General features: G+C 63.5%; 26 protein-coding genes and 4 tRNA genes. 6 read left to right on the top strand and 24 right to left on the bottom strand.

The features are described from left to right. Positions 1-34: 34 nt before the first annotated feature. The 10 genes from rplK to AC3WQS_RS24685 form a co-directional block, all read right to left on the bottom strand. Complete coding sequence (gene rplK / locus AC3WQS_RS24730) at positions 35-469, bottom strand: 50S ribosomal protein L11 (protein ID WP_003941896.1); 435 nt, start codon at positions 467-469, stop codon at positions 35-37. A 66-nt stretch (positions 470-535) separates the two neighbouring features. Beyond that, complete coding sequence (gene nusG, locus AC3WQS_RS24725) at positions 536-1,372, bottom strand: transcription termination/antitermination protein NusG (RefSeq protein WP_003942049.1); 837 nt, start codon at positions 1,370-1,372, stop codon at positions 536-538. 84 nt (positions 1,373-1,456) lie between these two features. Further along, the gene (gene secE / locus AC3WQS_RS24720; RefSeq protein ID WP_020968963.1) at positions 1,457-1,960 is read right to left on the bottom strand and encodes a preprotein translocase subunit SecE; all 504 of its coding nucleotides are present in this window, start codon (positions 1,958-1,960) and stop codon (positions 1,457-1,459) included. A gap of 31 nt (positions 1,961-1,991) precedes the next feature. Continuing rightward, positions 1,992-2,064 (bottom strand) — tRNA-Trp (locus AC3WQS_RS24715). 173 nt (positions 2,065-2,237) lie between these two features. Next, positions 2,238-2,663 carry a (3R)-hydroxyacyl-ACP dehydratase subunit HadB gene (gene hadB, locus AC3WQS_RS24710; protein ID WP_003941909.1) on the bottom strand — a complete coding sequence of 142 codons (426 nt, stop codon included), beginning with the start codon at positions 2,661-2,663 and terminating at the stop codon, positions 2,238-2,240. Continuing rightward, positions 2,650-3,204: a (3R)-hydroxyacyl-ACP dehydratase subunit HadA gene (gene hadA, locus AC3WQS_RS24705; protein WP_019744315.1), complete on the bottom strand. Its 555-nt coding sequence runs from the start codon at positions 3,202-3,204 to the stop codon at positions 2,650-2,652. The genes hadB and hadA overlap by 14 nt, the downstream gene beginning before the upstream one ends. An 86-nt stretch (positions 3,205-3,290) precedes the next feature. Continuing rightward, a complete protein-coding gene (rpmG, locus tag AC3WQS_RS24700; RefSeq protein WP_003941903.1) occupies positions 3,291-3,458 on the bottom strand; it encodes a 50S ribosomal protein L33 in 168 nt (55 codons plus the stop codon). A 61-nt stretch (positions 3,459-3,519) separates the two neighbouring features. Beyond that, a tRNA-Met gene (locus AC3WQS_RS24695) sits at positions 3,520-3,592 on the bottom strand. A 45-nt stretch (positions 3,593-3,637) separates the two neighbouring features. Continuing rightward, positions 3,638-3,710, bottom strand: a tRNA-Thr gene (locus AC3WQS_RS24690). A gap of 311 nt (positions 3,711-4,021) precedes the next feature. Then, positions 4,022-4,104: transfer RNA gene (locus tag AC3WQS_RS24685), tRNA-Tyr, on the bottom strand. A gap of 224 nt (positions 4,105-4,328) precedes the next feature. On the opposite strand from AC3WQS_RS24685, the gene AC3WQS_RS24680 reads away from it, so the two are divergent. Then, positions 4,329-4,820 carry a YajQ family cyclic di-GMP-binding protein gene (locus AC3WQS_RS24680; protein ID WP_003941854.1) on the top strand — a complete coding sequence of 164 codons (492 nt, stop codon included), beginning with the start codon at positions 4,329-4,331 and terminating at the stop codon, positions 4,818-4,820. Positions 4,821-4,891: 71 nt separating this feature from the next. Here the strand turns inward: AC3WQS_RS24680 and htpX are convergent, their stop codons facing one another. Next, positions 4,892-5,755 (bottom strand): zinc metalloprotease HtpX, encoded by an 864-nt coding sequence (gene htpX / locus AC3WQS_RS24675; RefSeq protein ID WP_029254860.1) that lies wholly within the window; start codon positions 5,753-5,755, stop codon positions 4,892-4,894. Positions 5,756-5,889: 134 nt separating this feature from the next. Then, complete coding sequence (locus tag AC3WQS_RS24670; protein ID WP_020906817.1) at positions 5,890-6,939, bottom strand: polyprenyl synthetase family protein; 1,050 nt, start codon at positions 6,937-6,939, stop codon at positions 5,890-5,892. Between the two features lie 104 nt (positions 6,940-7,043). Here AC3WQS_RS24670 and AC3WQS_RS24665 point away from each other — a divergent pair, with 104 nt between their 5' ends. Then, positions 7,044-8,306, top strand: a complete 1,263-nt coding sequence (locus AC3WQS_RS24665) for a geranylgeranyl reductase family protein (protein WP_370627643.1) — start codon at positions 7,044-7,046, stop codon at positions 8,304-8,306. A gap of 55 nt (positions 8,307-8,361) precedes the next feature. Here the strand turns inward: AC3WQS_RS24665 and AC3WQS_RS24660 are convergent, their stop codons facing one another. The 4 genes from AC3WQS_RS24660 to menD all read right to left on the bottom strand — a co-directional run bounded on the left by AC3WQS_RS24660 (position 8,362) and on the right by menD (position 12,365). Beyond that, positions 8,362-9,060 (bottom strand): demethylmenaquinone methyltransferase, encoded by a 699-nt coding sequence (locus AC3WQS_RS24660; protein WP_003941879.1) that lies wholly within the window; start codon positions 9,058-9,060, stop codon positions 8,362-8,364. Between the two features lie 37 nt (positions 9,061-9,097). Further along, positions 9,098-10,243, bottom strand: coding sequence for a glycosyltransferase family 4 protein (locus AC3WQS_RS24655; RefSeq protein ID WP_317558368.1), 1,146 nt, complete (start codon positions 10,241-10,243; stop codon positions 9,098-9,100). Positions 10,244-10,311: 68 nt separating this feature from the next. Continuing rightward, positions 10,312-10,755: a DUF3592 domain-containing protein gene (locus AC3WQS_RS24650; RefSeq protein ID WP_020968960.1), complete on the bottom strand. Its 444-nt coding sequence runs from the start codon at positions 10,753-10,755 to the stop codon at positions 10,312-10,314. Next, entirely contained in the window at positions 10,752-12,365 is a 1,614-nt protein-coding gene (gene menD, locus AC3WQS_RS24645) for a 2-succinyl-5-enolpyruvyl-6-hydroxy-3-cyclohexene-1-carboxylic-acid synthase (protein ID WP_020906813.1), read from the bottom strand. Before menD ends, AC3WQS_RS24650 begins: the two co-directional genes overlap by 4 nt. Before the next feature lie 68 nt (positions 12,366-12,433). Between menD and AC3WQS_RS24640 the strand changes: the two genes are divergently transcribed. Together AC3WQS_RS24640 and AC3WQS_RS24635 are read left to right on the top strand one after the other, a co-directional pair. Then, the gene (locus AC3WQS_RS24640; RefSeq protein WP_021343457.1) at positions 12,434-13,036 is read left to right on the top strand and encodes a flavin reductase family protein; all 603 of its coding nucleotides are present in this window, start codon (positions 12,434-12,436) and stop codon (positions 13,034-13,036) included. A 58-nt stretch (positions 13,037-13,094) separates the two neighbouring features. Further along, entirely contained in the window at positions 13,095-13,922 is an 828-nt protein-coding gene (locus AC3WQS_RS24635; protein ID WP_020968957.1) for a siderophore-interacting protein, read from the top strand. 66 nt (positions 13,923-13,988) lie between these two features. On the opposite strand, the gene AC3WQS_RS24630 is transcribed toward AC3WQS_RS24635, so the two are convergent. From AC3WQS_RS24630 to AC3WQS_RS24620, 3 genes are read right to left on the bottom strand one after another with little or no spacing between them, the layout of a single operon-like run. Then, complete coding sequence (locus AC3WQS_RS24630; RefSeq protein WP_003941973.1) at positions 13,989-14,435, bottom strand: DUF6918 family protein; 447 nt, start codon at positions 14,433-14,435, stop codon at positions 13,989-13,991. A 48-nt stretch (positions 14,436-14,483) separates the two neighbouring features. Continuing rightward, positions 14,484-15,479 carry an o-succinylbenzoate synthase gene (locus tag AC3WQS_RS24625; protein WP_317558367.1) on the bottom strand — a complete coding sequence of 332 codons (996 nt, stop codon included), beginning with the start codon at positions 15,477-15,479 and terminating at the stop codon, positions 14,484-14,486. A 1-nt stretch (position 15,480) separates the two neighbouring features. Then, complete coding sequence (locus AC3WQS_RS24620) at positions 15,481-16,125, bottom strand: PaaI family thioesterase (RefSeq protein WP_024487302.1); 645 nt, start codon at positions 16,123-16,125, stop codon at positions 15,481-15,483. 83 nt (positions 16,126-16,208) lie between these two features. On the opposite strand from AC3WQS_RS24620, the gene AC3WQS_RS24615 reads away from it, so the two are divergent. Both AC3WQS_RS24615 and AC3WQS_RS24610 read left to right on the top strand, forming a co-directional pair. Further along, positions 16,209-17,102: a 1,4-dihydroxy-2-naphthoyl-CoA synthase gene (locus AC3WQS_RS24615; protein ID WP_024487301.1), complete on the top strand. Its 894-nt coding sequence runs from the start codon at positions 16,209-16,211 to the stop codon at positions 17,100-17,102. Positions 17,103-17,130: 28 nt separating this feature from the next. After that, a complete protein-coding gene (locus AC3WQS_RS24610) occupies positions 17,131-17,520 on the top strand; it encodes a VOC family protein (protein WP_019744328.1) in 390 nt (129 codons plus the stop codon). 80 nt (positions 17,521-17,600) lie between these two features. Here the strand turns inward: AC3WQS_RS24610 and AC3WQS_RS24605 are convergent, their stop codons facing one another. Genes AC3WQS_RS24605 through AC3WQS_RS24585 form a run of 5 tightly spaced genes read right to left on the bottom strand, consistent with a single transcriptional unit; the run spans position 17,601 to position 23,197 of the window. Further along, on the bottom strand, positions 17,601-17,960 hold the full coding sequence (locus AC3WQS_RS24605; protein ID WP_492712423.1) for a hypothetical protein: 360 nt from the start codon (positions 17,958-17,960) through the stop codon (positions 17,601-17,603). A 2-nt stretch (positions 17,961-17,962) separates the two neighbouring features. Next, positions 17,963-18,721 (bottom strand): ABC transporter ATP-binding protein, encoded by a 759-nt coding sequence (locus AC3WQS_RS24600; RefSeq protein ID WP_283384615.1) that lies wholly within the window; start codon positions 18,719-18,721, stop codon positions 17,963-17,965. Further along, positions 18,718-19,461: an ABC transporter ATP-binding protein gene (locus tag AC3WQS_RS24595; protein ID WP_070384966.1), complete on the bottom strand. Its 744-nt coding sequence runs from the start codon at positions 19,459-19,461 to the stop codon at positions 18,718-18,720. Before AC3WQS_RS24595 ends, AC3WQS_RS24600 begins: the two co-directional genes overlap by 4 nt. Further along, positions 19,454-21,712, bottom strand: a complete 2,259-nt coding sequence (locus AC3WQS_RS24590; protein ID WP_492712420.1) for an ABC transporter permease — start codon at positions 21,710-21,712, stop codon at positions 19,454-19,456. The genes AC3WQS_RS24595 and AC3WQS_RS24590 overlap by 8 nt, the downstream gene beginning before the upstream one ends. Before the next feature lie 60 nt (positions 21,713-21,772). After that, complete coding sequence (locus AC3WQS_RS24585) at positions 21,773-23,197, bottom strand: ABC transporter substrate-binding protein (protein ID WP_259119802.1); 1,425 nt, start codon at positions 23,195-23,197, stop codon at positions 21,773-21,775. Between the last annotated feature and the right edge of the window lie 173 nt (positions 23,198-23,370).

Genomic DNA, 23,370 nt, shown 5'->3' with positions numbered 1-23,370 from the left:
CCGGCCCTCCCACGTAGTGCTGTGGAGCGGACTATTAGCCCTGGACCGTGATGCCCATGGAACGAGCGGTGCCGGCGATGATCTTCGCGGCCTGCTCGATGTCATTGGCATTGAGGTCTTCAGCCTTGGTCTTCGCGATTTCGCGCACCTGATCCATGGTCACCGAGGCAACCTTGGTCTTGTGCGGTTCGCCGGAGCCCTTGGCGACGCCGGCTGCCTTGAGGAGCAGCTTGGCGGCGGGAGGGGTCTTCAGCTTGAAATCGAAGGTCCGGTCTTCGTAGACCGAGATCTCGACCGGCACAACGTTGCCGCGCTGGGACTCAGTCGCCGCGTTGTAGGCCTTGCAGAACTCCATGATGTTCACGCCGTGCTGACCGAGCGCGGGACCCACGGGAGGTGCAGGGTTAGCCTGACCTGCCTGGATCTGCAGCTTGATGAGCCCGGCGAGCTTCTTCTTCTTTGGGGGCATCTCTAGTTCCTAGTTTCTAGCTTGGGTGTGTGTCTTGCGTCGAACAAATTGCAAGTTTTGGGGTGGTCAGATCTTCGCGACCTGGTTGAAGTTGAGCTCAACCGGGGTTTCACGACCGAAGATCGACACGAGAACCTTGAGCTTCTGCTGCTCGCCGTTGACCTCGCTGATGCTGGCCGGAAGGGTTGCGAACGGGCCGTCCATGACGGTGACCGACTCGCCGACCTCGAAGTCGACCTCGATGAGGGGCTTGCCGAAGGACTCGGACGGTGCCTCGCCTGCTGCGACGGCGGCCGCTGCAGCCTGCTGCTTCTTCTGCTCCTGCTGCGGGAGCAGGAACTTGACGACCTCGTTGAGGGTCAGCGGCGAGGGACGCGACGTGGCACCGACAAAACCGGTGACGCCAGGCGTGTTGCGCACTGCGCCCCACGACTCGTCGTTGAGCTCCATGCGAACGAGGATGTATCCGGGCAGAACCTTGCGATTGACCTGCTTGCGCTGGCCGTTCTTGATCTCGGTGACCTCTTCGGTGGGAACTTCCACCTGGAAGATGTAGTCACCGACGTCGAGGTTCTGAACGCGAGTCTCGAGGTTGGTCTTGACCTTGTTCTCGTAACCGGCGTACGAGTGGATGACGTACCAGTCACCCGGGGCGCGACGCAGCGCAGCCTTGAGTTCGGCAACGGGATCCTCGACCTCGAGCTCGGCGGCGGGAGCGGCCTCGTCGGAGTTCTCGGCATCGTCGGAGATGACGTCCTCGGTCGCTGCAGCGTCTGCATCAGTGCCTTCGGCAACGTCTGCATCGGTGCCTTCGGCAACCACGACGTCTACTTCGGCTGCCGCCTCGGCAGAAACACGCTCTTCGGCCAAAGCCTCATTCGTGTCGTTCTCGGGGGTGCTCACTGGGGCACTCGCTTCCTCTCGTTACTCGGACCCGGGTCGGGTCTTGTCGCGCTCGCAGGCAAAGACGCCCGACTGCTACGGCGATCAGCCGAACAGCCAGGTGACACCCTTGATCACAGCGATATCGACGCCGCTGATGAAAGCGACCATGAAGACCACGAACGTCAGCACGACGCTGGTGTAGGTGATCATCTGCTTGCGGTTCGGCCAGATGACCTTACGGAGTTCTGCGATGACCTCGCGGAAGAATTTGCGCAGGCGCTTGAAGATGTTGTCCTTCTTCGCCTTGGGCTTCTTGCCGGGGTTCGTTGCAGTCGGCTTGGCCGAAGATGTCCGGGATGCCGTCCGGGCCGGAGTCTTCACGGTGGACGCGCTGACCGAGGCGCCGCGTGCAGCGCGCTTGCCGGTCGGCTTGTTGGAAACCCCACTGGATGCGGAGGGAGCCTTCTCGGCACCGTCCTTGTCCAACGACAGATCGGAACGCGTAGTCGCGTCAGCTGCAGTGTCGTCGACACCGGTCGAATCGGCAGACGTTGAAGTCTCCGCATCCGAAGTGTCGGCGTCGCGCTTGGCGCGCTCCTCGCTCACGTCGTTCCTCTCAGTCGCTGGCATCCGGGGGCAGGGGCGACAGGACTTGAACCTGCAACCTGCGGTTTTGGAGACCGCTGCTCTGCCAGTTGAGCTACGCCCCTTTGGTTGACATCGACAGGTGGACCCTGCCTGAATCAACCGTTCTGCGATCACACAACATACGCGCTACCCGAGGTGAATGTCTTGCAACATTCAGGGCAGCGCGCAGCGCTGAGGAATCCCAGAAATCTCAGTGTACTTCAAAGCCCCGGAACAAACACAATCCGCCCTGCGATCAGGCTAGACGGACCGTGGCGGTGGCACGACCGAAGATCTTCTTACCTTCGGACTTGGCCACGATTGCCAGTACTGCGGTCTTGCTTTCTTCGTCGATCGACTTCACCTTGGCGGTGAACTCGATCTCGGCAGCCTTGTCGGCTGCCACGATCACCGGGCTCGTGAACCGTACGTTGTACTCGGTCACTGCACCCGGATCCCCCAGCCATTCGGTGACGTAGCCGGCACCGATGCCCATGGAGAGCATGCCGTGCGCGACGACGTCCGGCAAGCCGGCAAGTCGTGCGACCTCGTCACTGAAGTGAATCGGATTGGGATCTCCCGAAACACCCGCGTAGTTGGCGAGGTTTCCACGCGTCAGGGTGACGGACTTCTCGGGGAGAAGTTCGCCGACACTCACGTCGGAAAATTTACGAAGCGACATGCATCATCACGTCCTTGACTGCGTGGGCGATGTTCTCGTCCACTTCCCCACCCGTTCGAGCAACAAGCGTTGTCCACGTGGTGACAACTGCTTCGTCGTTCTGATCGGTGATGATGTTCTTGGTCACGATGATGTCGCTACCTGCGGCCTGCCTGAACGAATCCAGGAAAACATCGCAGAAGAGTCGGTCACCGACCTGCATGGGCTTGTGCAGCACCAGTCGCTGATCGGTCTGAAGAATCTGACTCAAGTCGTAGCCGGTGACGATCTCTTCGAACAGACGTCGCTGAGCAATGGCACCCACGATGGCGACGAACGTAATGGGAGCAATCAGGCCGTCGTATCCGAGGCCTTTGGCTGCCGATTCGTCGTAGTGCGCAGGATGCGCGTCCTGGACGGCGCGAGCGAACTCGCGCACCTTCTCGCGTCCGACCTCGTAGAAGTCTTCGACACGATAGTGGTGACCGACCATCTGGACGGCATGAGCGGCCGGGTCCGTAGGGACCTCGGCCGCTGCCTGGTTCTCTTGCAAATCTGTCACGCGGTGAGACTCTCTTCTAGCTAGGACCCGAAGACGCAGGCCCAGAGAGGGTCTTCCGCGAAAATCGTCGTCCTGTTAAGGACTAACTACTTCGACTCGCGATGCGACTGGTGGGTTCCGCAGTTGGGGCAGAACTTCTTGAGCTCCAGGCGATCGGGGTCGTTGCGCCGATTCTTCTTGGTGATGTAGTTGCGATGCTTGCATACCTCGCAGGCCAAGGTGATCTTGGGCCGAACGTCGGTCGAGGAGGCCACGGGATGCCTTCTTTCGGGTGTATCTGATTACGAGCAATCAGGGTGGATCATGCATATTGTGTAGCGGTGACCGGACTTGAACCGGCGACGCAACGATTATGAGTCGTTTGCTCTACCAACTGAGCTACACCGCCTCGGTGTCGAGTGTCGCGCGGAAAGCACGGCACCACAATCCAGCGAGCCCCCTAACGGAATCGAACCGTTGACCTTTTCCTTACCATGGAAACGCTCTACCGACTGAGCTAAGGGGGCGTGGCTCAGGAGTGCGTTGCCGCTCTCTTGAAGCCTCCGAAAGATTACACACGAACGAGCGCCAGCACCAAATCCGCTGGTCATCGGGGCAAAAATGGTGCCGGAGCCCATTGTTGCACCGATCGGGGCCGCTGGCGAGGGCTTTGCGGGAACCAACTTGACCCCGCACTCCCCCGAAGCCATCCCAAGAAGCACTCCCGAGACCCCTGAGCCGCAGCCGACGCCGGCGTCACCAACGCGCACCCGACCTCGGAACAAGCACAAAAAAGTCAGCCCCGACTCTCGAAAAGAGAATCGGGGCTGACTTGGTGTGGCAGATGTAGGATTCGAACCTACGTAGGCATAAGCCGACGGATTTACAGTCCGCTCCCATTGGCCGCTCGGGCAATCTGCCGTGCTTGCACCAGGCTTCGATCCGGCGCATTCGCAAGTATATCGCGACGTGCGGCGGCCGAAAACGGCTTCCTCGGTGCGGTGAGAAGAATACAACGAACACACCCCCATTTTGCAAACCGGGTGGTAACGGGCGGTGCCGACCCGATAACGTCGAGGTGTCCACCGGTATGGAAGGTGGGCAGAACTCGATGTTCGTGAACTACCGGAAAGCGGGAGTGTGAAGTGGCTGATTCGTCCTTCGACGTGGTGAGCAAGGTTGACCGTCAAGAGGTGGACAACGCCCTGCATCAGGCTGCCAAGGAGTTGACCACGCGTTTCGACTTCCGAAACACGGGAGCGTCGATCGAGTGGTCTGGTGAAGAGACGATCACGTTGAACGCCGACACCGAGGAGCGACTGCTTGCCGCCCTCGACGTGTTCAAGGAGAAGTTGATCCGTCGTGACATCTCGCTGAAGGCATTCGATGCCGGCGAGCCGGCGCAGTCCGGAAAGATCTACAAGCTGTCCGGAACCTTGGTCCAGGGCATCAGCAGCGAGAACGCGAAGAAGATCACCAAGAAGATTCGCGACGAGGGCCCCAAGGGCGTCAAGGCGCAGATCCAGGGTGAGGAACTTCGTGTGAGCAGCAAGAAGCGCGACGACCTCCAGGGCGTCATCTCCCTGCTCAAGGGTGAGGACTTCGGGATCGCCCTGCAGTTCGTGAACTACCGGTAGTAGGGGCTGCGCCCCTGTGCGCGGTTAAGGTAGTCCTGGGACTACCTAACCGCGCACAGGGGCCGAAGGCCCTACATCCCGGCCATCTTCTCCAAACGCTCGATCCGGTCCGCCATGGGCGGATGCGTCGAGAACAGCTTGCTCACCTTGTCCCCCGCTCTGAAGGGGTTGGCAATCATCAGGTGGGACTGCGCCGCGAGCTTGGGCTCAGGCGGCAACGGCGCGGCTGCCACGCCCGACTCGAGCTTGCGCAGCGCCGACGCCAACGCCAATGGGTCACCGGTGAGCTCGGCTCCCGATTGATCAGCCTGATACTCGCGAGAGCGCGAAACGGCCAGCTTGACCACGGTTGCCGCGATCGGTCCCAGTAGGGAGACGAGCAGCAAGGCGATCGGATTACTTCCCTGCCCGTTCCCTCGGCCACCGAAGATGCTCGCGTACATCGCGAAGTTGGCCAGGCCAGAGATGACGCTGGCCATCGCGCCGGCCACGGACGAGATCAAAATGTCCCGGTTGTAGACGTGGGAGAGTTCGTGCCCGAGTACGGCGCGCAGCTCGCGTTCGTTCAGGATTTGCATGATGCCGCTGGTCACGCACACCGCGGCGTGACGAGGGCTACGACCGGTGGCAAACGCGTTCGGGGCGTTCGTAGGGCTGATGTACAGCCTGGGCATCGGTTGGTGCGCCGTCGTGGCGAGTTCGCGCACGATCCGGTAGATCGCCGGTGCCTCGACCTCGGTGATGGGCTGGGCGCGCATCGATCGAAGCGCCAGCTTGTCGCTGTTGAAGTACACGTAGGCATTCATGCCGACGGCAAACAGAACGGATCCCCACAGAAGGAACGGGCTGTTGAACAGCGAGCCGATGAAGACGATCAGCGCTGACATCCCCACCAACAACCCGAATGTCTTCGCACCGTTCGCGTAGCCGTGCAAACTGCTCACCTCTTGCCTCGCTGGAGCCGAAGGCTCACTCGAACTCCCCGGTGTATGCACCGGTTCTGTTCAGTCAACGAAGGACAGGGTCATCAGGGTTCCCACCCAGGGTCGTCAGGGTTTCACCCCAGGTGTCAGCCGACTCGTTCGATCGTGTAGTCGACGAGACGCACGAGCGCTTCGTTCGCCGGTCCCTGCGGGAGCTCAGCCAACTGGGCCTTTGCCGAGACTGCGTACTCGCCCAGCTTTGCCTTCGCCTTGACCATGCCCGGCGAACGCTCGAGCAGTTCGAGAGCTTCTTCTACCAAAGCGTCTTCGGTGACCGGGCCCGCGAGCAGCTCCCGCAGGCGATCTGCGTCGGCTCCTTCTTCGCGGAACGCGTACAGGACGGGCAGGGTGTGGACACCCTCGCGCAGGTCGGTGCCCGGAGTCTTGCCGGACTGCGCCGATACGGAGGAGATGTCGATGATGTCGTCGGAGATCTGGAATGCGGTGCCGACGGCGTCACCCAGGCGCTCGAGGCGCTCGATGTGAGCTGCGTCGGCGCCGGAGAAAGTGCCGCCGAATCGTCCGGATGCAGCGATGAGCGAACCGGTCTTCTCCCACACGACCTTGAGGTAATGCTCGACCGGATCCTGTTCCTTCTTGACGCCGATCGTCTCGCGCATCTGGCCGGTGACCAGCTCTGCAAAGGTTTCGGCGATGATCCGAACGGCTTCAGGCCCGAGCGTCGATACCAGGCGTGATGCGTGCGCGAACAGATAGTCGCCGGCCAGGATCGCCACGCTGTTTCCCCAGCGGGCGTTGGCGCTGGGTGCTCCGCGCCGCATGGAGGCCTCGTCCATGACGTCGTCGTGATAGAGCGTCGCCAGGTGAACGAGTTCGGTGACAGTCGCTGCGGTGATGATCGACGGATCGTTCGGCACCGGTCCGAGTTGCGCGGTCAGGATCGTGAACAACGGACGGAAGCGCTTTCCCCCGGCTCGCGCGAGATGCAGCGCGGCCTCGGTGAGGAAGTCTTCGCCGTCGGACAGCTCGCTGACCAACAACTCCTCGACATCGGAGAGTCCACCACGCACTACTGCGGCGAGCTGTTCGTCGCCCAGGTCGATGCCTGCAACGACGGTGCTCGATGCGGTTGCGTCGGCAGCAGTCTTTTCGGTGCTCACGATGTCAGTACCCATTCCTGTCGTCAGTGACGGCTCGGTTCCCACGGTAGTGAACCTAGCGGTTCGCACTCGGGACGGCCTCGCCACGGTGGCGATCGCGAGCCTGGGAAGATGTGAGTGTGTCCGTAGAAGAGCAGTCCCCCGTCGTCGATTCGCTTCCGACCGAAACCGACATTGTGGTCATCGGCGCAGGTCCCGCGGGTTCTTCGGCCGCGGCTTGGGCCGCCCGCAGCGGCCGAGACGTCGTGCTGGTGGACGCTGCCGTGTTCCCGCGAGACAAGACCTGTGGTGATGGACTCACTCCGCGCGCCGTGGCCGAACTGGATCTCCTCGGCCTCGGCGAGTGGGTTCGGTCACATACGACGAACAAGGGCCTGCGGTTGTCCGGCTTCGGACAAGAACTCGAACTCGAGTGGCCAGGGACGTCGTTCCCGCCGATCGGCAGTGCGATCCCCCGGACCGAACTCGACGACGCCATTCGCCGGTGCGCCGTCGAATCCGGCGCGGTCATGGTCGAGGGCACCAAGGCCGTCGACGTCGAACTCGACGGTGATCGAGTAGCCGCCGTCGTACTCGCCGGCCCCTCGGGACGCAGCACTCTTCGTTGCCGGACGCTGATCATCGCCGACGGCGTTCGCTCGACGCTCGGCAAGAAGCTGGGACGGCAGTGGCATCGGGACACCGCGTACGGCGTCGCGGCACGCGCTTACGTCGCGACGCCGCGCAGCGCCGACCCGTGGATCACCTCGCATCTGGAACTGCGGGACGCCGAGGGCACGTTGCAGGCGGGGTACGGCTGGATCTTCCCGCTCGGCACCGGCGAGGTGAACATCGGCGTCGGGACACTGGCGACGTCCAAGCGCCCGGCGCCGGGTGCCCTGCGTCCCTTGCTCGACTTGTACACCGACCAGCGCCGAACCGAGTGGCAGTGGAGCAGCGAAATTCATTCCGTCGCTTCGGCTTTGCTACCCATGGGCGGCGCCGTCTCCAACATCGCCGGACGCAACTGGGCCGTGATCGGCGACGCCGCAGCGTGCGTGAACCCGCTCAACGGTGAGGGCATCGACTACGGCCTCGAAGGCGGACGTCTGGTGGTCGAACAGCTCGGCGCCGACGACCTCACGGAGCTGTGGCCGACCGTGCTTCGGGAGCATTACGGGCAGGCATTCTCGGTCGCGCGCCGGCTCGCAGGCCTGCTGACGGTTCCGCAATTCCTGCCCGCCTCGGGCCCGATTGCGATGCGCTCACGGGCACTGATGACGGTCGCCGTTCGGGTGATGGGGAACCTCGTCACCGACGCCGACGCCGATCTGACGGCGAAGGCATGGCGTGCGTCGGGGGCCGCGTCGAGAAAGATCGACTCCCGACCGCTGTTCGGCTGAGCAAGTGCTGTGCGCCTTTATTAACCGCCGGGGGTTAATAAAGGCGCACAGCAGTTCAGGCAGTGGCGTAATGCAGCGCCACGATGCCGCCGGTGAGGTTGCGCCACTTGACGTTCTTCCACCCGGCGGCCTCGATCTTGCGAGCCAGCTCTTCCTGGGTCGGCCAGGCGCGGATCGATTCGGCGAGGTAGACGTAGGCGTCGGGGTTGCTGCTGACGGTGCGTGCGACCTGCGGGAGCGCCTTCATGAGGTACTCCATGTAGACCGTGCGGAAGGGCCCGAAAACGGGCGTCGAGAACTCGCTGACGACGAGACGTCCGCCCGGCTTGGTGACGCGGGCGATCTCGCGCAGTCCGGCTTCGAAGTCGGAGACGTTGCGCAGGCCGAAGGAAATCGTCGCGGCATCGAACACGTTGTCGGCATAGGGCAGGTACATCGCGTCACCTGCGACCATCGGAACTTTGCGCGAGATTCCGGCCTTGAGCATTCCCTTGGAGAAGTCGGTGGCGACGCACCAGGCTCCGGAGCGCCCCAGTTCGACGGTCGAGACTCCGGTTCCGGCGGCGAGGTCGAGTACCTTCTCGCCCGGCTTGAGGTCGAGGGCTTCGCGGGTGGCCTTGCGCCAACCCTTGTCCTGGCCGAAGGACAGCACGGTGTTGGTGAGGTCGTATCGCTCCGCGACGTCGTCGAACATCGACGCGACTTCGTGCGGTTGCTTCTCGAGAGTTGCTCGGGTTCCGTGTGTAGTGGCCACACCCGAAACGCTACCAACCCTCGGGCAGCGAGGGCGTTCAGGCTGCTCTGGCACCCGTTCGCCGCCCGAGGCCCTGCACGTCCTCGTAGTGACGGAGCAACTCTTCGCAGATTGCCGGCCAGGTCCGGTGCAGCACCGAGCGCCTCGCTGCGGAGCCGAACTGCACCCGCAGATCACGCTGACGAAGTGCGTCGACTGCGCTTGCCAGGAGTTCGGTGAACCTGTCCGTCGGCAGGAGGTAGCCGTTGCGGCAATGCGAGATCAGGTCACGTGGTCCACCGGCGTCCGGTCCGACGACAGGTACACCGCTCGCGAGGGCTTCCTGAACCGCCTGGCAGAAAGTTTCGTGCTCGCCGGGGTGCACGAATACGTCCAGGCTCGCATAGGCGTCGGCCAGCGCGGTACCGCCGAGTTGTCCGGTGAAGATCGCATTCGGCATCAGTCGTCGTAGGTTCTCGCGATCCGGACCGTCTCCGACGATCACGATCTGCACGCTGGGATCGGCAGCCAGCACGGCCAGTCGCTCGACGTGCTTTTCGGGCGCGAGGCGACCGACGAAGCCGACCACCAACCTGTCGCTGTCGCCGATCCAGGACTGCCGCAACGCCGAGCTACGACGCGAAGGCGCGAATCGTTGTGCGTCGACGCCGCGGGCCCATCGGTGCACGCGCGGAATGCCGTGCTCTTCGAGGGCGTCGACTGCCGACGTGGATGGCGCAAGGGTCCTGTTGCAGCTCTTGTGGATTCGACGGGTCCACGCCCACGCGGCGCGACTGGTGACGCCGAGACCGTAGCTTTCGGCAAATCCGGCGACGTCGGTCTGGTAAACCGCGACGGTGGGTATCGCGAGCCGCTTGGCGACGGCCACTCCCCCGGCGCCGAGCAGGAACGGCGACGCCAGATGGACGACGTCGGGCGCGAAGGTCCGCACGGCCGTCGTCAGACGCGGTTGTGGCAGGCCGACGGGGAGTGAACTGACTTTGGGCACCATGACGGCGGGCACCCGAACCACCTGAACACCTTCGTGTTCGGTGGCGGCAGAGGTGTCGCATCCGACAGTGTCCGGCGCAATGACCATGGCGTCGTGGCCAGTGCGATCGAGGTGTTCGAGTACGCGTAGTACCGAGTTGGTGACGCCGTTCATGTTGGGCAGGAATGACTCCGCAACGATGGCTACTCTCACACCGAGAACGGTGACAGGGCCAGGAAAAGTCCACGTCATGTTCGTGTGAAGTTCCGGCGAAGCGCGAACTAACTCGAGGCGACCGGCGCCGATCCCGGAGCTCCCGCTTCCCGCTTGCGCAGGTACCAGATCGACGGTCCAGCCAGGAGCCACGTCACGACGATCACCGATCCTGCCGGGATCAGCGCCACCGTCGCGTTGCGTCCCGCTACCCGGACCAAATCAGGGTCGGCTTTGGAGTACTCCACCTCGATGCGTTGTCCCACAGTCAGATTGGTGGGGTAGAGCACGCCGAGTTCAGGGTTGTGATTCGCGCCGTCTGGTGTCACGAAGCTGATCGCCGAACGTAGCGAGCCTGCCGAGAGCACCTCGGCGGTTGCGGTCCCCATGTTCGATTCGATGGTCCGATCGTTGCGCCAGGCACCGAGAACCAGGATCACCGCGAGCACCGAAATGCCGACCGCAACCACGAGTACGCCGATGCGGAAGCGCCGCAGAACCGTTTGCGTCACAGCTGTGCCCGCACGGAAGCGTGGAGTTCGCGCAGTCCACTGCGATCTGTTGCGACTTCGAGCACACGAATGCCGTTTGCGGGTTGCGCCAGCGTCGTTGCCAGGGCGTCGACGGTGACGGCTGCGTGCGGCACGCGGTAGGCCGCGCACAGCGCAGCGAGGTCCATGCCGTGCGGTGTTCCGAACACTCGCTCGAAGACGCCGGCGTACTGCGGGTCGCCTTGTTCGAGGAGTTCGAAGATGCCGCCGCCGTCGTCGTTGGCCACGACGATGGTGAGGTCGCTCGGCCTCGGCTCACCGGTCCCGATCAGCAGCCCGGACGCGTCGTGCAGGAAGGTCAGGTCGCCCATGAGAGCGACGGTCCGGCCGCCCTCGTACGCCAATGCGGCACCGACCGCCGCCGAGACGGTGCCGTCGATACCTGCGACGCCGCGATTCGACAGCACCCGGACAGCGGGCTTGGGATAGCTCACGAGGGCCGCGTCGCGAACGGGGTTGGACGCGCCGAGCAGAAGCTGGTCGCCGTCCGCGAGTGCATCCATCACGGCAGCTGCCACGTGCAGGCCAGTGGCTTTGGGGTGGGCGTCGAGTTGCTTGCGGACGGCAGTTTCGGCGTGTTCGGTCAGCGCGGCGCATCGAGCAATCCAGGCGGGATCGGGCGTCCCGGTGACCACTGCCCTGGTTCCCGTGGCGAGCACGTTGCCGGAGACGTCGGGCCAGCGCGGCCCGGTGGTCAGCGCGTAGACGTCGACGCTCGGGTCGGCCAACACCTTCGAGACCTGACGATGCAACGTCGGGCGGCCGGTGATGATCGCCTGCTTGGGCTTGAGTTGCGAGAGCGCGAGTGGATGCAGTGCGATCCCGTGCATCGGAGCCGTCGGCTCGGCCACCGTCGGCAGGCCGGCCAGCTCAGGCCGAAGTGCGCTGCCGTGTCCGGAAATGACCACCGTATCTGCGGTGAGGTCCAGATCGACCGGAACATCGAGCGTCGCGTTCTGCGTGGTGGTCCAGGCTGCACCGCCTGGACGGCCCTCCGGAACCGGGCCATGGACGTGCACGTCCGGCACCAGCGGCTCACGGAGCGGGATGTCGAAATGCACCGGACCCGCGTTTCCGGATCTGGTTCCGCGGGCAGCGGCGAGGACCCGGCAGACCGCCGAGCGCCACTGGCTGTTCTGCGTCGAATCGTCCTCGGCCAAGCCCAGGCTGATGGTTGCGCGAACTTGACTGCCGAAGAGCCCGAGCTGCTCGACGGTCTGGTTGGCGCCGGTGCCGAGCATCTCGTAAGGCCGGTTGGCGCTCAGGACCACCAGCGGCACTCGCGCGTAGTTGGCCTCGAGGACAGCCGGTCCGAGGTTTGCGACGGCGGTCCCGGAGGTCATCACGATGGGGACCGGTCGTTTCCCGGCGATTGCCAGTCCGAGTGCCAGAAAGCCTGCTGTCCGCTCGTCGATCCGCATGTGCAGACGCAACCGGCCGTCGAGATCGGCGGCCTGGAGGGCAAATGCGAGGGGCGCGTTGCGAGAGCCTGGACACAGCACGACTTCACGCACGCCACCACGAACCAGTTCGTCGACGACGGCTGTGGCTTGTGCAGTGGACGGATTCACGCCTTCAAGAGTGTCAGATGTTCGGGTGCAAGCATGCCCAGGGGCGGGGACAGCGGCATTATGTGTGGGTGCGCACACTCTTCGATCCAGCCGAGCTCGAACCCCGCCGGTTCTATCAGTTACTCACCGCTTCGGTGGTCCCCCGGCCGATTGCCTGGGTGTCCACCCTGTCGGCGGACGGCGTCGGCAATCTGGCTCCGTACAGCTTTTTCACCGTGGCAAGTTCGGCGCCGCCGATCGTGCAGTTCACGTCGGTCGGACGCAAGGACAGTCTGCGCAACATCGAAGCGACCGGCGAATTCGTGATCAACCTGGCGACCGCCACGCTCGCAGACGTGGTGAACAAGAGTTCCGCCTTCTACGACGCCGAGGCCGACGAATTTCTCGAGTTGAACATCCGTAGCGAACCGAGCGAGCGGGTTCGCCCCGTCCGGGTCGCCGACTCCCCGATCGCCATCGAATGCACGCTTCACCAGGTCATCGAGGTCGGTAATTCATTTGTCGTGATGGGAAATGTGGTCGCGGTCGCAGTACGTCCCGAGGCTGTCGCCGACGACGGGTTACCGGACTTCGCGGCAATCGCACCGATGAGCCGACTTGGCCGAGCGCAGTGGGGTCTTCCTCCCGAAGTCGTCGAAAAGGACAGACCCACCACTCCACACCGGCCGTAAATCAGGTTAGGGTTACCTGATTAGGTACGAGTAACAGCTAATCAGGGAGCAACCAGTCATGGCCAAGCGCGCCAAGTTCGTGAAACCGGCCTCACGCAGCATCGTGTCGGCGCAGGTCGTGGCGAACAAACGAATCAGCCCGAGCTTCATCCGAGTGACCATTGCCGGCGAAGAGCTGTCCACCATCGCACCGATGGGTGCCGATCAGTGGTTCCGCATGTTCATCCCGCAGGTCGGCCAGAGCGAACTCCGGTTGCCGAGCGCGGCAAGCAATCTCTGGTACGCGCAGTACCTGTTGATGTCCAAGGACACGCGACCGGTCGTGCGCAACTACACGATTCGCGCCTACCGTGCTGCCGGATCCGGTCTCTTCGGTGAGACCACGGAGATCGACATCGACTTCGCCTATCACGGCGACATCGGCCCGGCATCCGCGTGGGCGGACACCGCGTCGACCGGCGACAATGTCGCACTCCTCGACGAAGGCTGCATCTACAACCCCACACCCGAGGCCAAGTGGCAACTGCTCGTCGGCGACGAGAGCGCACTTCCGGCGATCATCGGCATTCTGGAAACCGCGCCGGCAGACCTGCGTGCCGAGGTCTTCGTCGAGATTCCGAACATCGAAGACAAGCAAGACATTCCGGAGTTGGCGAACGTCAACGTGCATTGGCTCGTTCGCGAGGACGAACACGCAACGCCGGGTGTTCTGACCCTCGAGACCGTCCGCGCCGCCGAACTGCCCGAGGGGCCGTCCTACACGTTTGTCGCCGGCGAACAGGCACTCACCACCGGGCTGCGTCGGCATCTCGTGAACGACCGAAAGTTCGCCAAGACCGACATCACCTTCACCGGCTTCTGGCGCCACGGACATTCGGCTCACTGACAAACGAATGCAAAAAAACGAGCGGCCCGGGAGAAACTCCCGGGCCGCTCGTTGTCTTACGTTCGCTTATGCAGCGTGCTTCTGGATCACATCGCCCAGACGCGGCAGAGCTGCAGTCACATGCTTCTTGGCCGAACCGCGCAGCTTCGAGTACATCGACTTGACGACGGCCTTGTCGCTACCTTCGATACGCTCGTCCGTCACCTCGAGGAGGGAATCGGCAACCGCGTCACCGCGGGCGCTGATGAAATCGGCGAAGCTGCCTTCACCGGAAGCCGAGAATTCCTGCCAGTACGGCTCGAGCTTTGCCACGAAAGCCGGCAGAAGCGCGGTGACGGCGTCCGGCACGATGGACGGGCTCACCTTCTTGACCGCGCCGTAGCCACCCTTGAGAGCCAGCCCTGAGGCCCCCGACTTATCCGAAACCTCTGCGTCGATCAAGGTCTGCACGTCCGCGACGACCGCGGGAACCCGTGATTCCTCGAGCAGGGTTTCGTTCAGAGCTGCAACCACTTTCGATCCCTTCATTCTTCACTGATGTTCATCAGGTCGCGCCCGAGACTATACGAAATTCGGCAGGTCTCTACTGCCGAGTATCCGATGGCAGCGCCTGGCCCTCTCCAACCACCAGTCGCGCCGGTCCGCGGGCGCGGCCAGCGTCTCGAGCAGAACCGGATCAGGCTCGACGACACCAACGGGCAAAGCGCCGTCGACGGCTGCTCCGGTGACCGCGACATCCCGGACGAACAGGCCGCCCGTGCCGAGGCCGCAGGCAAACGGAAGCGTGGGCAAGGCTGCCGCGGCCGCCAGTCCCGCGGACATCCCCACAGCCGTGTCCAGCGCACTCGAGACCACCACCGGCACCCCGTAGTCCGCCAGCTGCGCCGACAGCGCCACCACAGCACGCATTCCGCCCAGCGGGGGCACCTTCACGACGGCTACGTCCGCTCCCCCGGCTCGTACGACGCGCAACGGGTCCTCCGCACGGCGAATGCTCTCGTCGGCGGCGATCCGCACACCGGTCCCCGCGGCGCGGACGCTGACCAGTTCCTCGACGCTTGCACACGGCTGCTCCGCGTATTCGAGTTCACCGTCTTCGGTGATCGCTCGCAAAGCCGTGATCGCCTCGTCCACACTCCAACCGCCGTTGGCGTCGACGCGCACGTTCGGGATGTGCCGACGCACCTCGTTCACCCGGGCGACGTCCTGCGCCAACGACTGCCCCTTCTCGGCGACCTTGACCTTGGCGGTCCGGGCCCCGGGGAAGCGCTCCAACAATTGCGGAACGGCAGAGGCGTCGATCGCCGGCACGGTGGCGTTGACGGGAACGGCGTGACGAAGCGCAGGCGGCGGACCCAGCCACGCCGCCTCGATCCCGGCGAGCAACCACTGCGACGCCTCGTCGTCGTCGTACTCGACGAACGGTGCGAATTCTCCCCACCCGGCCGGGCCACGAACGAGCAGAGCCTCACGAGTCGTGATGCCGCGAAAGCGAACTCGCATCGGCAGCGCGAGCACCACGGCGTCCGAGATCAGATCGTCGAACGAGGGGAACATGTCAGGGCTGTCCTGGAAGCAGTTCGATCATGAGCGCCTCACCGTCGGCGAGGAGCTTGCCGTCGAGGTCGGTCAGGCGTGCGCTGACAAAGGTCTTGCGACCCTCGACCCGATCCACCTTCCCTTCGATCACCAGTTGCGTGTTGAGCGGAGTGATCGCGCGGTAGTTGATGTGGAGGTAGCCGGTCCGGGAAATCGGACGGCCACCCGCGTGGACCGTCATCCCGAAGACGTCGTCGAACAGCAAGGGCAGGACACCGCCGTGAGCGGCACCGTTGCCGCCCAGGTGGTAGCGGCGGAAGACGCCGGTACTGCGGACTCCTTCGGTGTCGAACTTCTCGACCATCCACGGGAGCATGAGGAGGCTGCCGCGTCCGGGCAGTTGGATGTTCGAGCCCGCGGGCGACTTGCCCTCCGGCACCTCGTACGGAGTCAACCGATCGGCAAGCTCCTCGGCCTGCGTAGCGATGTCTGCGAGTACGTCGTCGGGAACATTGGTCGAGACGGCAAGGTCCTGCAACCTGCGCATCGCTTCGACGAAGCGGCCGAAGTCCGGACCTGCAGGAGTGTGCCGGAACCGTGGAAATCCGCCCCGCTTCTCACCGTCTGTGACGATCTCCGTGCCGTCTGCGGTTTGTTCGCTCATGACCTGCACGTTAGCGCGCCCGGGAACGTGTTCTACCTCAGGCATCCGTTAGACACGCGAGGCGTGCCTCTATCGTGACTGAGGTGACCTTCAACCCGCAGCTCTGGCGCCCTGTTCCCGGATTCGAGAACCTCACCGACATCACGTACCACCGGCACGTCAGTCAAGGCACCGTTCGCGTCGCCTTCGACCGACCGGAAGTACGTAATGCGTTCCGCCCGCACACCGTCGACGAGTTGTACCGCGCGCTCGATCACGCCCGTATGACCTCCGACGTGGGAGCGGTCCTGCTCACCGGCAACGGACCGAGCGAGAAGGACGGCGGCTGGGCGTTCTGCTCGGGCGGAGACCAGCGCATCCGTGGCCGCAGTGGCTACCAGTACGCCGAAGGTGAAACGGCGGACACCGTCGACAAAGCACGCGCCGGACGCCTTCACATCCTCGAGGTCCAGCGCCTGATCCGCTTCATGCCGAAGGTCGTGATCTGCCTGGTCAACGGTTGGGCTGCGGGCGGCGGTCACAGCCTGCACGTGGTGTGCGACCTGACGCTCGCCAGCCGCGAGCACGCACGGTTCAAGCAGACCGACGCCGACGTCGGAAGCTTCGACGGCGGCTACGGCAGCGCCTATCTGGCAAAGATGGTGGGCCAGAAGTTCGCTCGCGAGATCTTCTTCCTGGGTGAGACGTACACCGCCGAGGAAATGCATCAGATGGGCGCGGTCAACAAGGTTGTCGACCACGCGGAACTCGAAAACGTCGCGATCGACTGGGCCGGCAAGATCAACGGCAAGTCGCCGCAGGCACAGCGGATGCTCAAGTACGCGTTCAACCTGCAGGACGACGGGTTGGTCGGCCAGCAGCTGTTCGCCGGTGAGGCAACACGTTTGGCGTACATGACCGACGAGGCCGTCGAGGGTCGCGACTCGTTCCTCGAAAAGCGTGATCCCGATTGGTCACCATATCCCTGGTACTTCTGAGACAGTAGGTGCGAGAGGGAGGTCGGACGTGGAGATTCTGAGTAGCCGTACGATATTGCGCCCGAGCGAGTACGAACGAACGCTGAGCTTCTACCGAGACACCCTCGGTCTGGCGATCGCTCGTGAATATCCCGGCGGCACAGTCTTCTTCGCCGGCCAAGGGCTGATCGAAGTCGCAGCGCACGGCGGCACCGGCGAAGGTGGCTTTCGCGGCGCGATCTGGCTGCAGGTCCGTGACCTCACTGCCGCTCAGACCGAACTGGTTCTCGCCGGAGTCAAGATCGCCCGCGAGGCCAGGCAAGAACCGTGGGGTCTGCACGAGATGTGGATCGCCGACCCCGACGGGACACCGATCGTGATGGTGCAGATCCCGGAGGACCATCCGATCCGACGCGATTCCCGGCCACCGTCCGCGTAGTCGAGACACCGCTGTAGCCGAGCAGTGACAGATGCCCGCCACGACTTTCGTGGCGGGCATCTGTCGGTTCTTCGCAGAGATCAGTTGCGCGTGCTCAGCGCCTGAGAGATCTGATCTGTCTGGGCCTGACCCTCGAGCAGTTGGCGAACCAACCACAGCCGCAGCACCTTTGCCACCGATGCGGCCAGGAAGAGTGCGGCACCGACCACTGTCAGGGCGAGGAAAACCACGGTGAGGATCTGGTACGACACCAGATCCCGCAGGTCCGAGAGCGTCAGCGAAGAGATGTAGACGACGAAGACGCCGACCACACCGACGACCATGAGCACCAGGCCGGCGATGCGCGTCGCAGCGTCGCCGCCTGCCTGCTTCTTGTCCAGCTTCAACTCTGCGATGTTCTTCTTGAATTCCTCACGGCGATCTTCGGCGAGAGTAGTCATCGTCATCCTCCTAGATAACTGGTAGAAAGTTCGTTTTCGATGTCGAGGGGATCGCCGGTCTTCACGACGCGTCCCTGCAACATGAGTGCGGCCGAGGTCGCGATGGGCAGCACCGCTCGTGCGAACTGCTCGGCGACGAGAATGGAAATGCCTTCGGCTGCAAGCGAGCCGACGACGTCGTACATCTGCGAGACGATTCGCGGTGCGAGACCCATCGACAGCTCGTCGAGCAGGAGCACCGTCGGGTGAGTGCCGAGCGCCCGTGACAGCGCCAGCATCTGCTGCTCGCCGCCGGACATCGATCCGGCCAACTGCCCGCGCCGCTCCCCCAGGATAGGGAACCTGCTGTACGCAACCTCTTCGAGTTCGGCCAACCCGACGCCCGTTCCCGTGGCGATCCACAGATTTTCGCGCACGGTCAGGTTTGCGAAGATCCCGCGTCCCTCGGGGATGGAGCAGACGCCCAGCCTCGCCAACTCCGAAGGCTCGACGCCGTTCACGACCTGGCCCGCGAGCCGGAACTCGCCGCGGGTGACCGGCAGGACGCCTGAGCAGATCTTGAGCGTCGACGACTTGCCACCACCGTTGGGTCCGAGCAGCGCCACCACTGCGCCCGGTTCGAGTACCAGATCCACCCCGTGCAGAACCTCGATGGATCCGTAACCGGCACGGACACCGGACAGTTCGAGCAACGGTTCGGAGCGGTCGGGGCTGCGTATGCCCTCGTCGATTTTCGCCTTGCCAATTTTCGCTGAAGTCATACCGCCTCCTCCTCGGTCCCGATGTAGGCCGCGATCACTTCCGGATCCGTCCGGATCTTCTCCGGATCGCCCGAGGCGAGGACTGCGCCGTAGTCGAGCACGTGAATGGTCGAGCACACCTTCATCACCAGCGGAATGTCGTGCTCCACCAGACAGATTCCGAGTCCACCCGCCGCCAGCTCGGTCAGCATCTCGGCAAAGATCTCGGTTTCCTGCTCGGTCTGGCCCGAGGCCGGTTCGTCGAGCAGCAGCACTCGCGGGTCGGTCATGAGCGCCCGTGCAACTTCGACAACGCGGGCGCGTCCGGTGGGGATGTCCGCGACGTCCTTGTCCGCGACATCCGTCAGCCCGGTCAGCTCCAGCAGACGATCCGTCTCGCTGTCCACGTCGATCTTGTTGCGGCCGTTCGCCTTGTGGATGTCTCCGGCGACACGCAGGTTGTCACGCACCGACAGCGAGACGAACAGTTCGAGCCGCTGGAAGGTACGTGCAAGCCCGCGACCTGCCCGCTTGTGCGGCGGCAGCTTCGTCACGTCGACGCCCCCGAGGAACACCTGACCGGACGTGGGTTTCTGCAGCCCGGTGATGGTGTTGAAGAGCGTCGTCTTGCCCGCACCATTCGGTCCGATCAGTCCCGTCACGGTTCCGGGTTGCACGGTGAGCGAAACGTCCTTGACCGCGACGTGCCCACCGAAACGAACGCTCACACCGCGTGTTTCGAGAAGAGGTGCATCAGACATGGGCGGTCAACTCCTTCGGCGAGCCGCCCTGGTACTGAGGAATCCCCAGTTCGCGGTCGATCTCGTCACGGATCTCGGGGCTGTACGGGACGTCGATCCCGACGTCTTCGGGAACGACTGTCGCCTTGGCTGCCAATTCTTCCGGAGTGAGAACCGCACGGGGCATGACCATCTCGCCGATCACGGGCAGCATGAACACCACCGCGATCGTGATGGATGCGAACCACCAGTTGCCGAGTACGCCGGTCAGAGCAAGGACGTAGGTCAGCAGAACGACTGCGGCGCCGCCGATCAGAACCGGCCTGGCATCGGTGAGCCGACGGTATCCCTCGATCACGCTGTGCACGGTGCCACTGGGGTTCGCGCCGACACCGATGCCGATCAGGGCCGGGCTGACGGCCGCGATGTTGCCCAGCAGCAGCCACATTCCCTCCAACTCCGGTTGCGCCGAAGCCAGATTGGTGAACGAGACCATGATGACGGCAAAGCCGATTCCGGCCATGAGCCCACCGAACAGCGCGCCGGTGACGTATCCGATGCCCGCGACGACGGTCAGCATGAGCAGCGAGAGGCTGACCATGATGGCAAAGCTCTCGCCCGAGACCGAACCCATCGCGCTCGACATCAGAATGCCGCCGAGACCGGCGATCCCCGAAGAGATCATGAAGACGCTCAGCTTGAGCCGAACCAGGCTCTGGCCGAGCATGGCCGAACCGGCCGGGCTGTCCTTCATCGCAGCGAGACGGCGCCCGTAGCCGCTGTTACGCAACGCGATGACGCCGACGCCGAGTACCGAGAACAGCGCGGTCACGGTCATCAGGAACACCGTCTCGTTGCTCAGATCGAGCGGGCCGATCTTCAGCGGAGGGAGAGCGATGTTGCCGTCTTTGAACAGCGAATACTTCATGCCGAACATCTCGTGTTCGGTGGTGTCGCGAAGGACCATGTTGGAGAGGAACACTCCGAATGCCATGGTCGCAAGCGCGAGATACAGCCCTCGAAGTCGCAGCGCCGGCAGGGCGACGAGGCCACCGATCACTGCGGTGACGAGGACTCCGACGACGATGCCCCACAGGTTGAGGTGCGCAGCCAACCCGGAACCGGAGATCCCGAAGTGGAAGGCCACGATGGTAGCGATAGCGCCGAAAGATACCGGCGCCAAGTTCAACTCACCCCCGTAGCCGGTGAGGAGTGTGAGCGAGAGCGCGATGATCGCGAAAGTCATTCCGATGGTCAGTGTCGTGACCGCCGACGTCACCATCAGCAGACGGATCAGGTACACGATGACGATCAGTGCCACGCCCCAGACGACGGCCTTGCGCACGCTCGGGACGTGGTACCGCTCACGGGTGCGAGTGACCGCACCGCGCAGGCGGTCCTGAGGTAGGACGATGAGTACGACGAACAGCGCGATCATCGGTAGGGAGACACGGAAATTCGACGTCCAACTCCAACTGGTCGGGAAGTACGCCAATACGTACGTACCGGCAAGCCCGAGAACCACGGCGCCGACAAACGTGCGCGGGATGCTGCGCAACCGACCGAACATGGCCGCGGCAAACGCGTCGATCACCAAGAGCGTCAACATGTTCGCCTCGAGTGTGCCGCCACTGATCGGGGTGATCAGGATGCCGGCCAGGACTGCGAGCGTCGAACCCATCGCCCAGGACAGTGCCGCGAGACGCTCCGGATTGTGGCCGTTGAGGCGCAGTAGTTCCGGATCGTCGACGACACCGCGCATCGCAGCACCGGCACGGGTGCGCGTGAAAAGAATACGCAGACCGACGGCGATAGCGATCGCAACGAGGATGCAGATCAGCTCGTGGTAGCGGATGCTCGCGCCGAACACCGTGATCTTGGACTGGTCACCGAAGAACATCTGCATCGTTCGGGCGGTCTCGGGATGCCAGAACCAGTGCGAGATCGAGAGCATTCCGAGCAGGATCGATACCGTCACAACGATTTTGGTGACCTCGGCGGTATCGCGTAGCCCCTTCATGATCAGGACGTAGAGGCCGAGACCCATCAGCGGACCGACCAGGACCAACGAGATCAGCAAGGCGACAACCGTGGGAAGTTCCCAGCCGTAGCGCAACTGCCAGTAGATGAACGCACCGAGCATTGCCTGTGCACCGTGCGCGAAGTTGAAGATGCCTGACGTGTTGTACGTGAGTACCAGCCCGGAGGCGGCGATCGCGTACACCGACCCCAGGACCAGGCCCAGGATCGTGAAAGTGACAAAAGTGTTCATGGCTGAACCCTCGTTAGGGACTCGGGCGGCGGTTGGCGCTCGCCGCCCGAGTCGGAAGAATCAGGACTGCGGCTTGATGACGTTGGCGTTCTGGTACTTCGTCGAAACGCGGTCAGCGCCGAGCTCGGTTCCCCAGGTGCTCTTGTCGGTCGCGACGAGGTACTTGGGGTCGCACTTGAATTCGCCCGCGGTGGACGGGAAGGCCTGCGAGTAGGTACTGCCCTTCAGCGAGGTCATGAGTCCGCAGGTGGCCGGCATGTTCTTGCCGGGATCGGTGACGGCATGCAATCCGCCGCCGTCCCACTCGTGAATGTTCGAGAGTTCGTCGACCATGCACTGACGCGTCAGATCGCTGCCGCACTCGTCCGCGGCGGCCGCCCACAGCAGGAACGACGACGCCGCCTGCATACCGAGAAGCGCAGTCTTGCCACCCTGCTCGGAAACCAGATCCACGTACTTCTTCACTGCAGGCACCTTGTCCGCGTTCTCGAGCATCTGGAAGGTCATGCCCGCGTTGAGGTTGTCGAGCAGTCCGGTGTCCTTGTTCCAATCGGAGACGGTCGCGCCGTACCAGGTGGCTTCACCGAAGAAGATGGGATCGATCCCGACCTGGTCGAGGGCCTTCACGAAGTTCAGCTCCGACGGGCTTGCCGATCGTGACGTCCAGATTCCCTTCGCACCGCACTCCTTGTACTTCTCGGCAAACGGCACGTAGCTCGATTCGCCCTCGTAGTTGAGTGTGACGCCGCAATCCTTGAGCTTGAAGCCCGCAGCCTCGGCGATCGAACGAATCTTCGTGGTGGAGCTGATGATCGTGGGCATCGTGCTGTTGACGACGTCGAAGTCGTTCACCAGATCGGGATGCATCTCGGCCATCTGGAACCACTGCGAACCGTTCGCGTAGTCGACGGGGAACGGAACTCCCTGGAACGTCATGGGTCCGTTCGCGGCGTCCGGCGAGACGGTGAAGCCTGGCACTGACACCAGGTTGCACGCGACACGCGTCTGCTCGGCGGTCTGATCCATCGCGAAGCCGTAGCCGACCATCATGAACTGACTCGCGCACGCTTCCTGCATGACCGAGTTGGCCTGCGTCATCGCGGCGTCGTAGTCGGTACCGACGACCTTGCGCCCGTTGATACCGCCTTGATCGTTGCACCACGAGATGAGCGCGTTCACCGCATCGCTCATTTCCTTGTTCAGCCCGGGAGACTTCACGTACCCGCGGTCGTCACCGAACCCGATCTTGATCTCGGTGTCGCTGACGCCTTGATCGGTTGCGCCGGTGGCATCGCCTTCGCCGCACGGCGAATCGAGGGTGCCGAACTTCGCGTCGGATGTGCTCGACGCAAGATCGGCGCTGGCGCCTGATCCGCCGACAGCGACGGCGTAGGGATCGTCACCACGATTCGATGCGCAGGCTGATGCCAGAACGGCGGTCGCTGCGAGTGCCACGATCAGCTTCGTGGACTTGTTGGGCTTCACGGTCGGAGCTCTCCTTCTCACTGACAGACACCGAGATACAGAGGTGAAACCCCTGTTCCGGTGCGCTCGGTGCCCGTAGGTAATCAGCGTTTAAAACGGTCCGAATGTGCCTTCCCGGTGAGTGAGACCAAAAAGTGAGGTCCCACACAGGGTTCGGATTTCGTGGCGCTGAA

It is taken from the genome of Rhodococcus sp. FW305-130, from assembly GCF_058788335.1.
The sequence above is the reverse complement of the archived record's forward strand: the minus strand, read 5'-3'. Positions and strand labels throughout refer to the sequence as shown.

Coding starts and splice junctions, on each gene's coding strand:
- rplK (WP_003941896.1), bottom strand. CDS start 469: ATGCCCCCAAAGAAGAAGAAGCTCGCCGGGCTCATCAAGCTGCAGATC.
- hadB (WP_003941909.1), bottom strand. CDS start 2,663: ATGTCGCTTCGTAAATTTTCCGACGTGAGTGTCGGCGAACTTCTCCCC.
- AC3WQS_RS24670 (WP_020906817.1), bottom strand. CDS start 6,939: ATGGGTACTGACATCGTGAGCACCGAAAAGACTGCTGCCGACGCAACC.
- AC3WQS_RS24635 (WP_020968957.1), top strand. CDS start 13,095: ATGGCCAAGCGCGCCAAGTTCGTGAAACCGGCCTCACGCAGCATCGTG.
- AC3WQS_RS24625 (WP_317558367.1), bottom strand. CDS start 15,479: ATGTTCCCCTCGTTCGACGATCTGATCTCGGACGCCGTGGTGCTCGCG.
- AC3WQS_RS24620 (WP_024487302.1), bottom strand. CDS start 16,125: ATGAGCGAACAAACCGCAGACGGCACGGAGATCGTCACAGACGGTGAG.
- AC3WQS_RS24605 (WP_492712423.1), bottom strand. CDS start 17,960: ATGACTACTCTCGCCGAAGATCGCCGTGAGGAATTCAAGAAGAACATC.
- AC3WQS_RS24600 (WP_283384615.1), bottom strand. CDS start 18,721: ATGACTTCAGCGAAAATTGGCAAGGCGAAAATCGACGAGGGCATACGC.
- AC3WQS_RS24595 (WP_070384966.1), bottom strand. CDS start 19,461: ATGTCTGATGCACCTCTTCTCGAAACACGCGGTGTGAGCGTTCGTTTC.
- AC3WQS_RS24590 (WP_492712420.1), bottom strand. CDS start 21,712: ATGAACACTTTTGTCACTTTCACGATCCTGGGCCTGGTCCTGGGGTCG.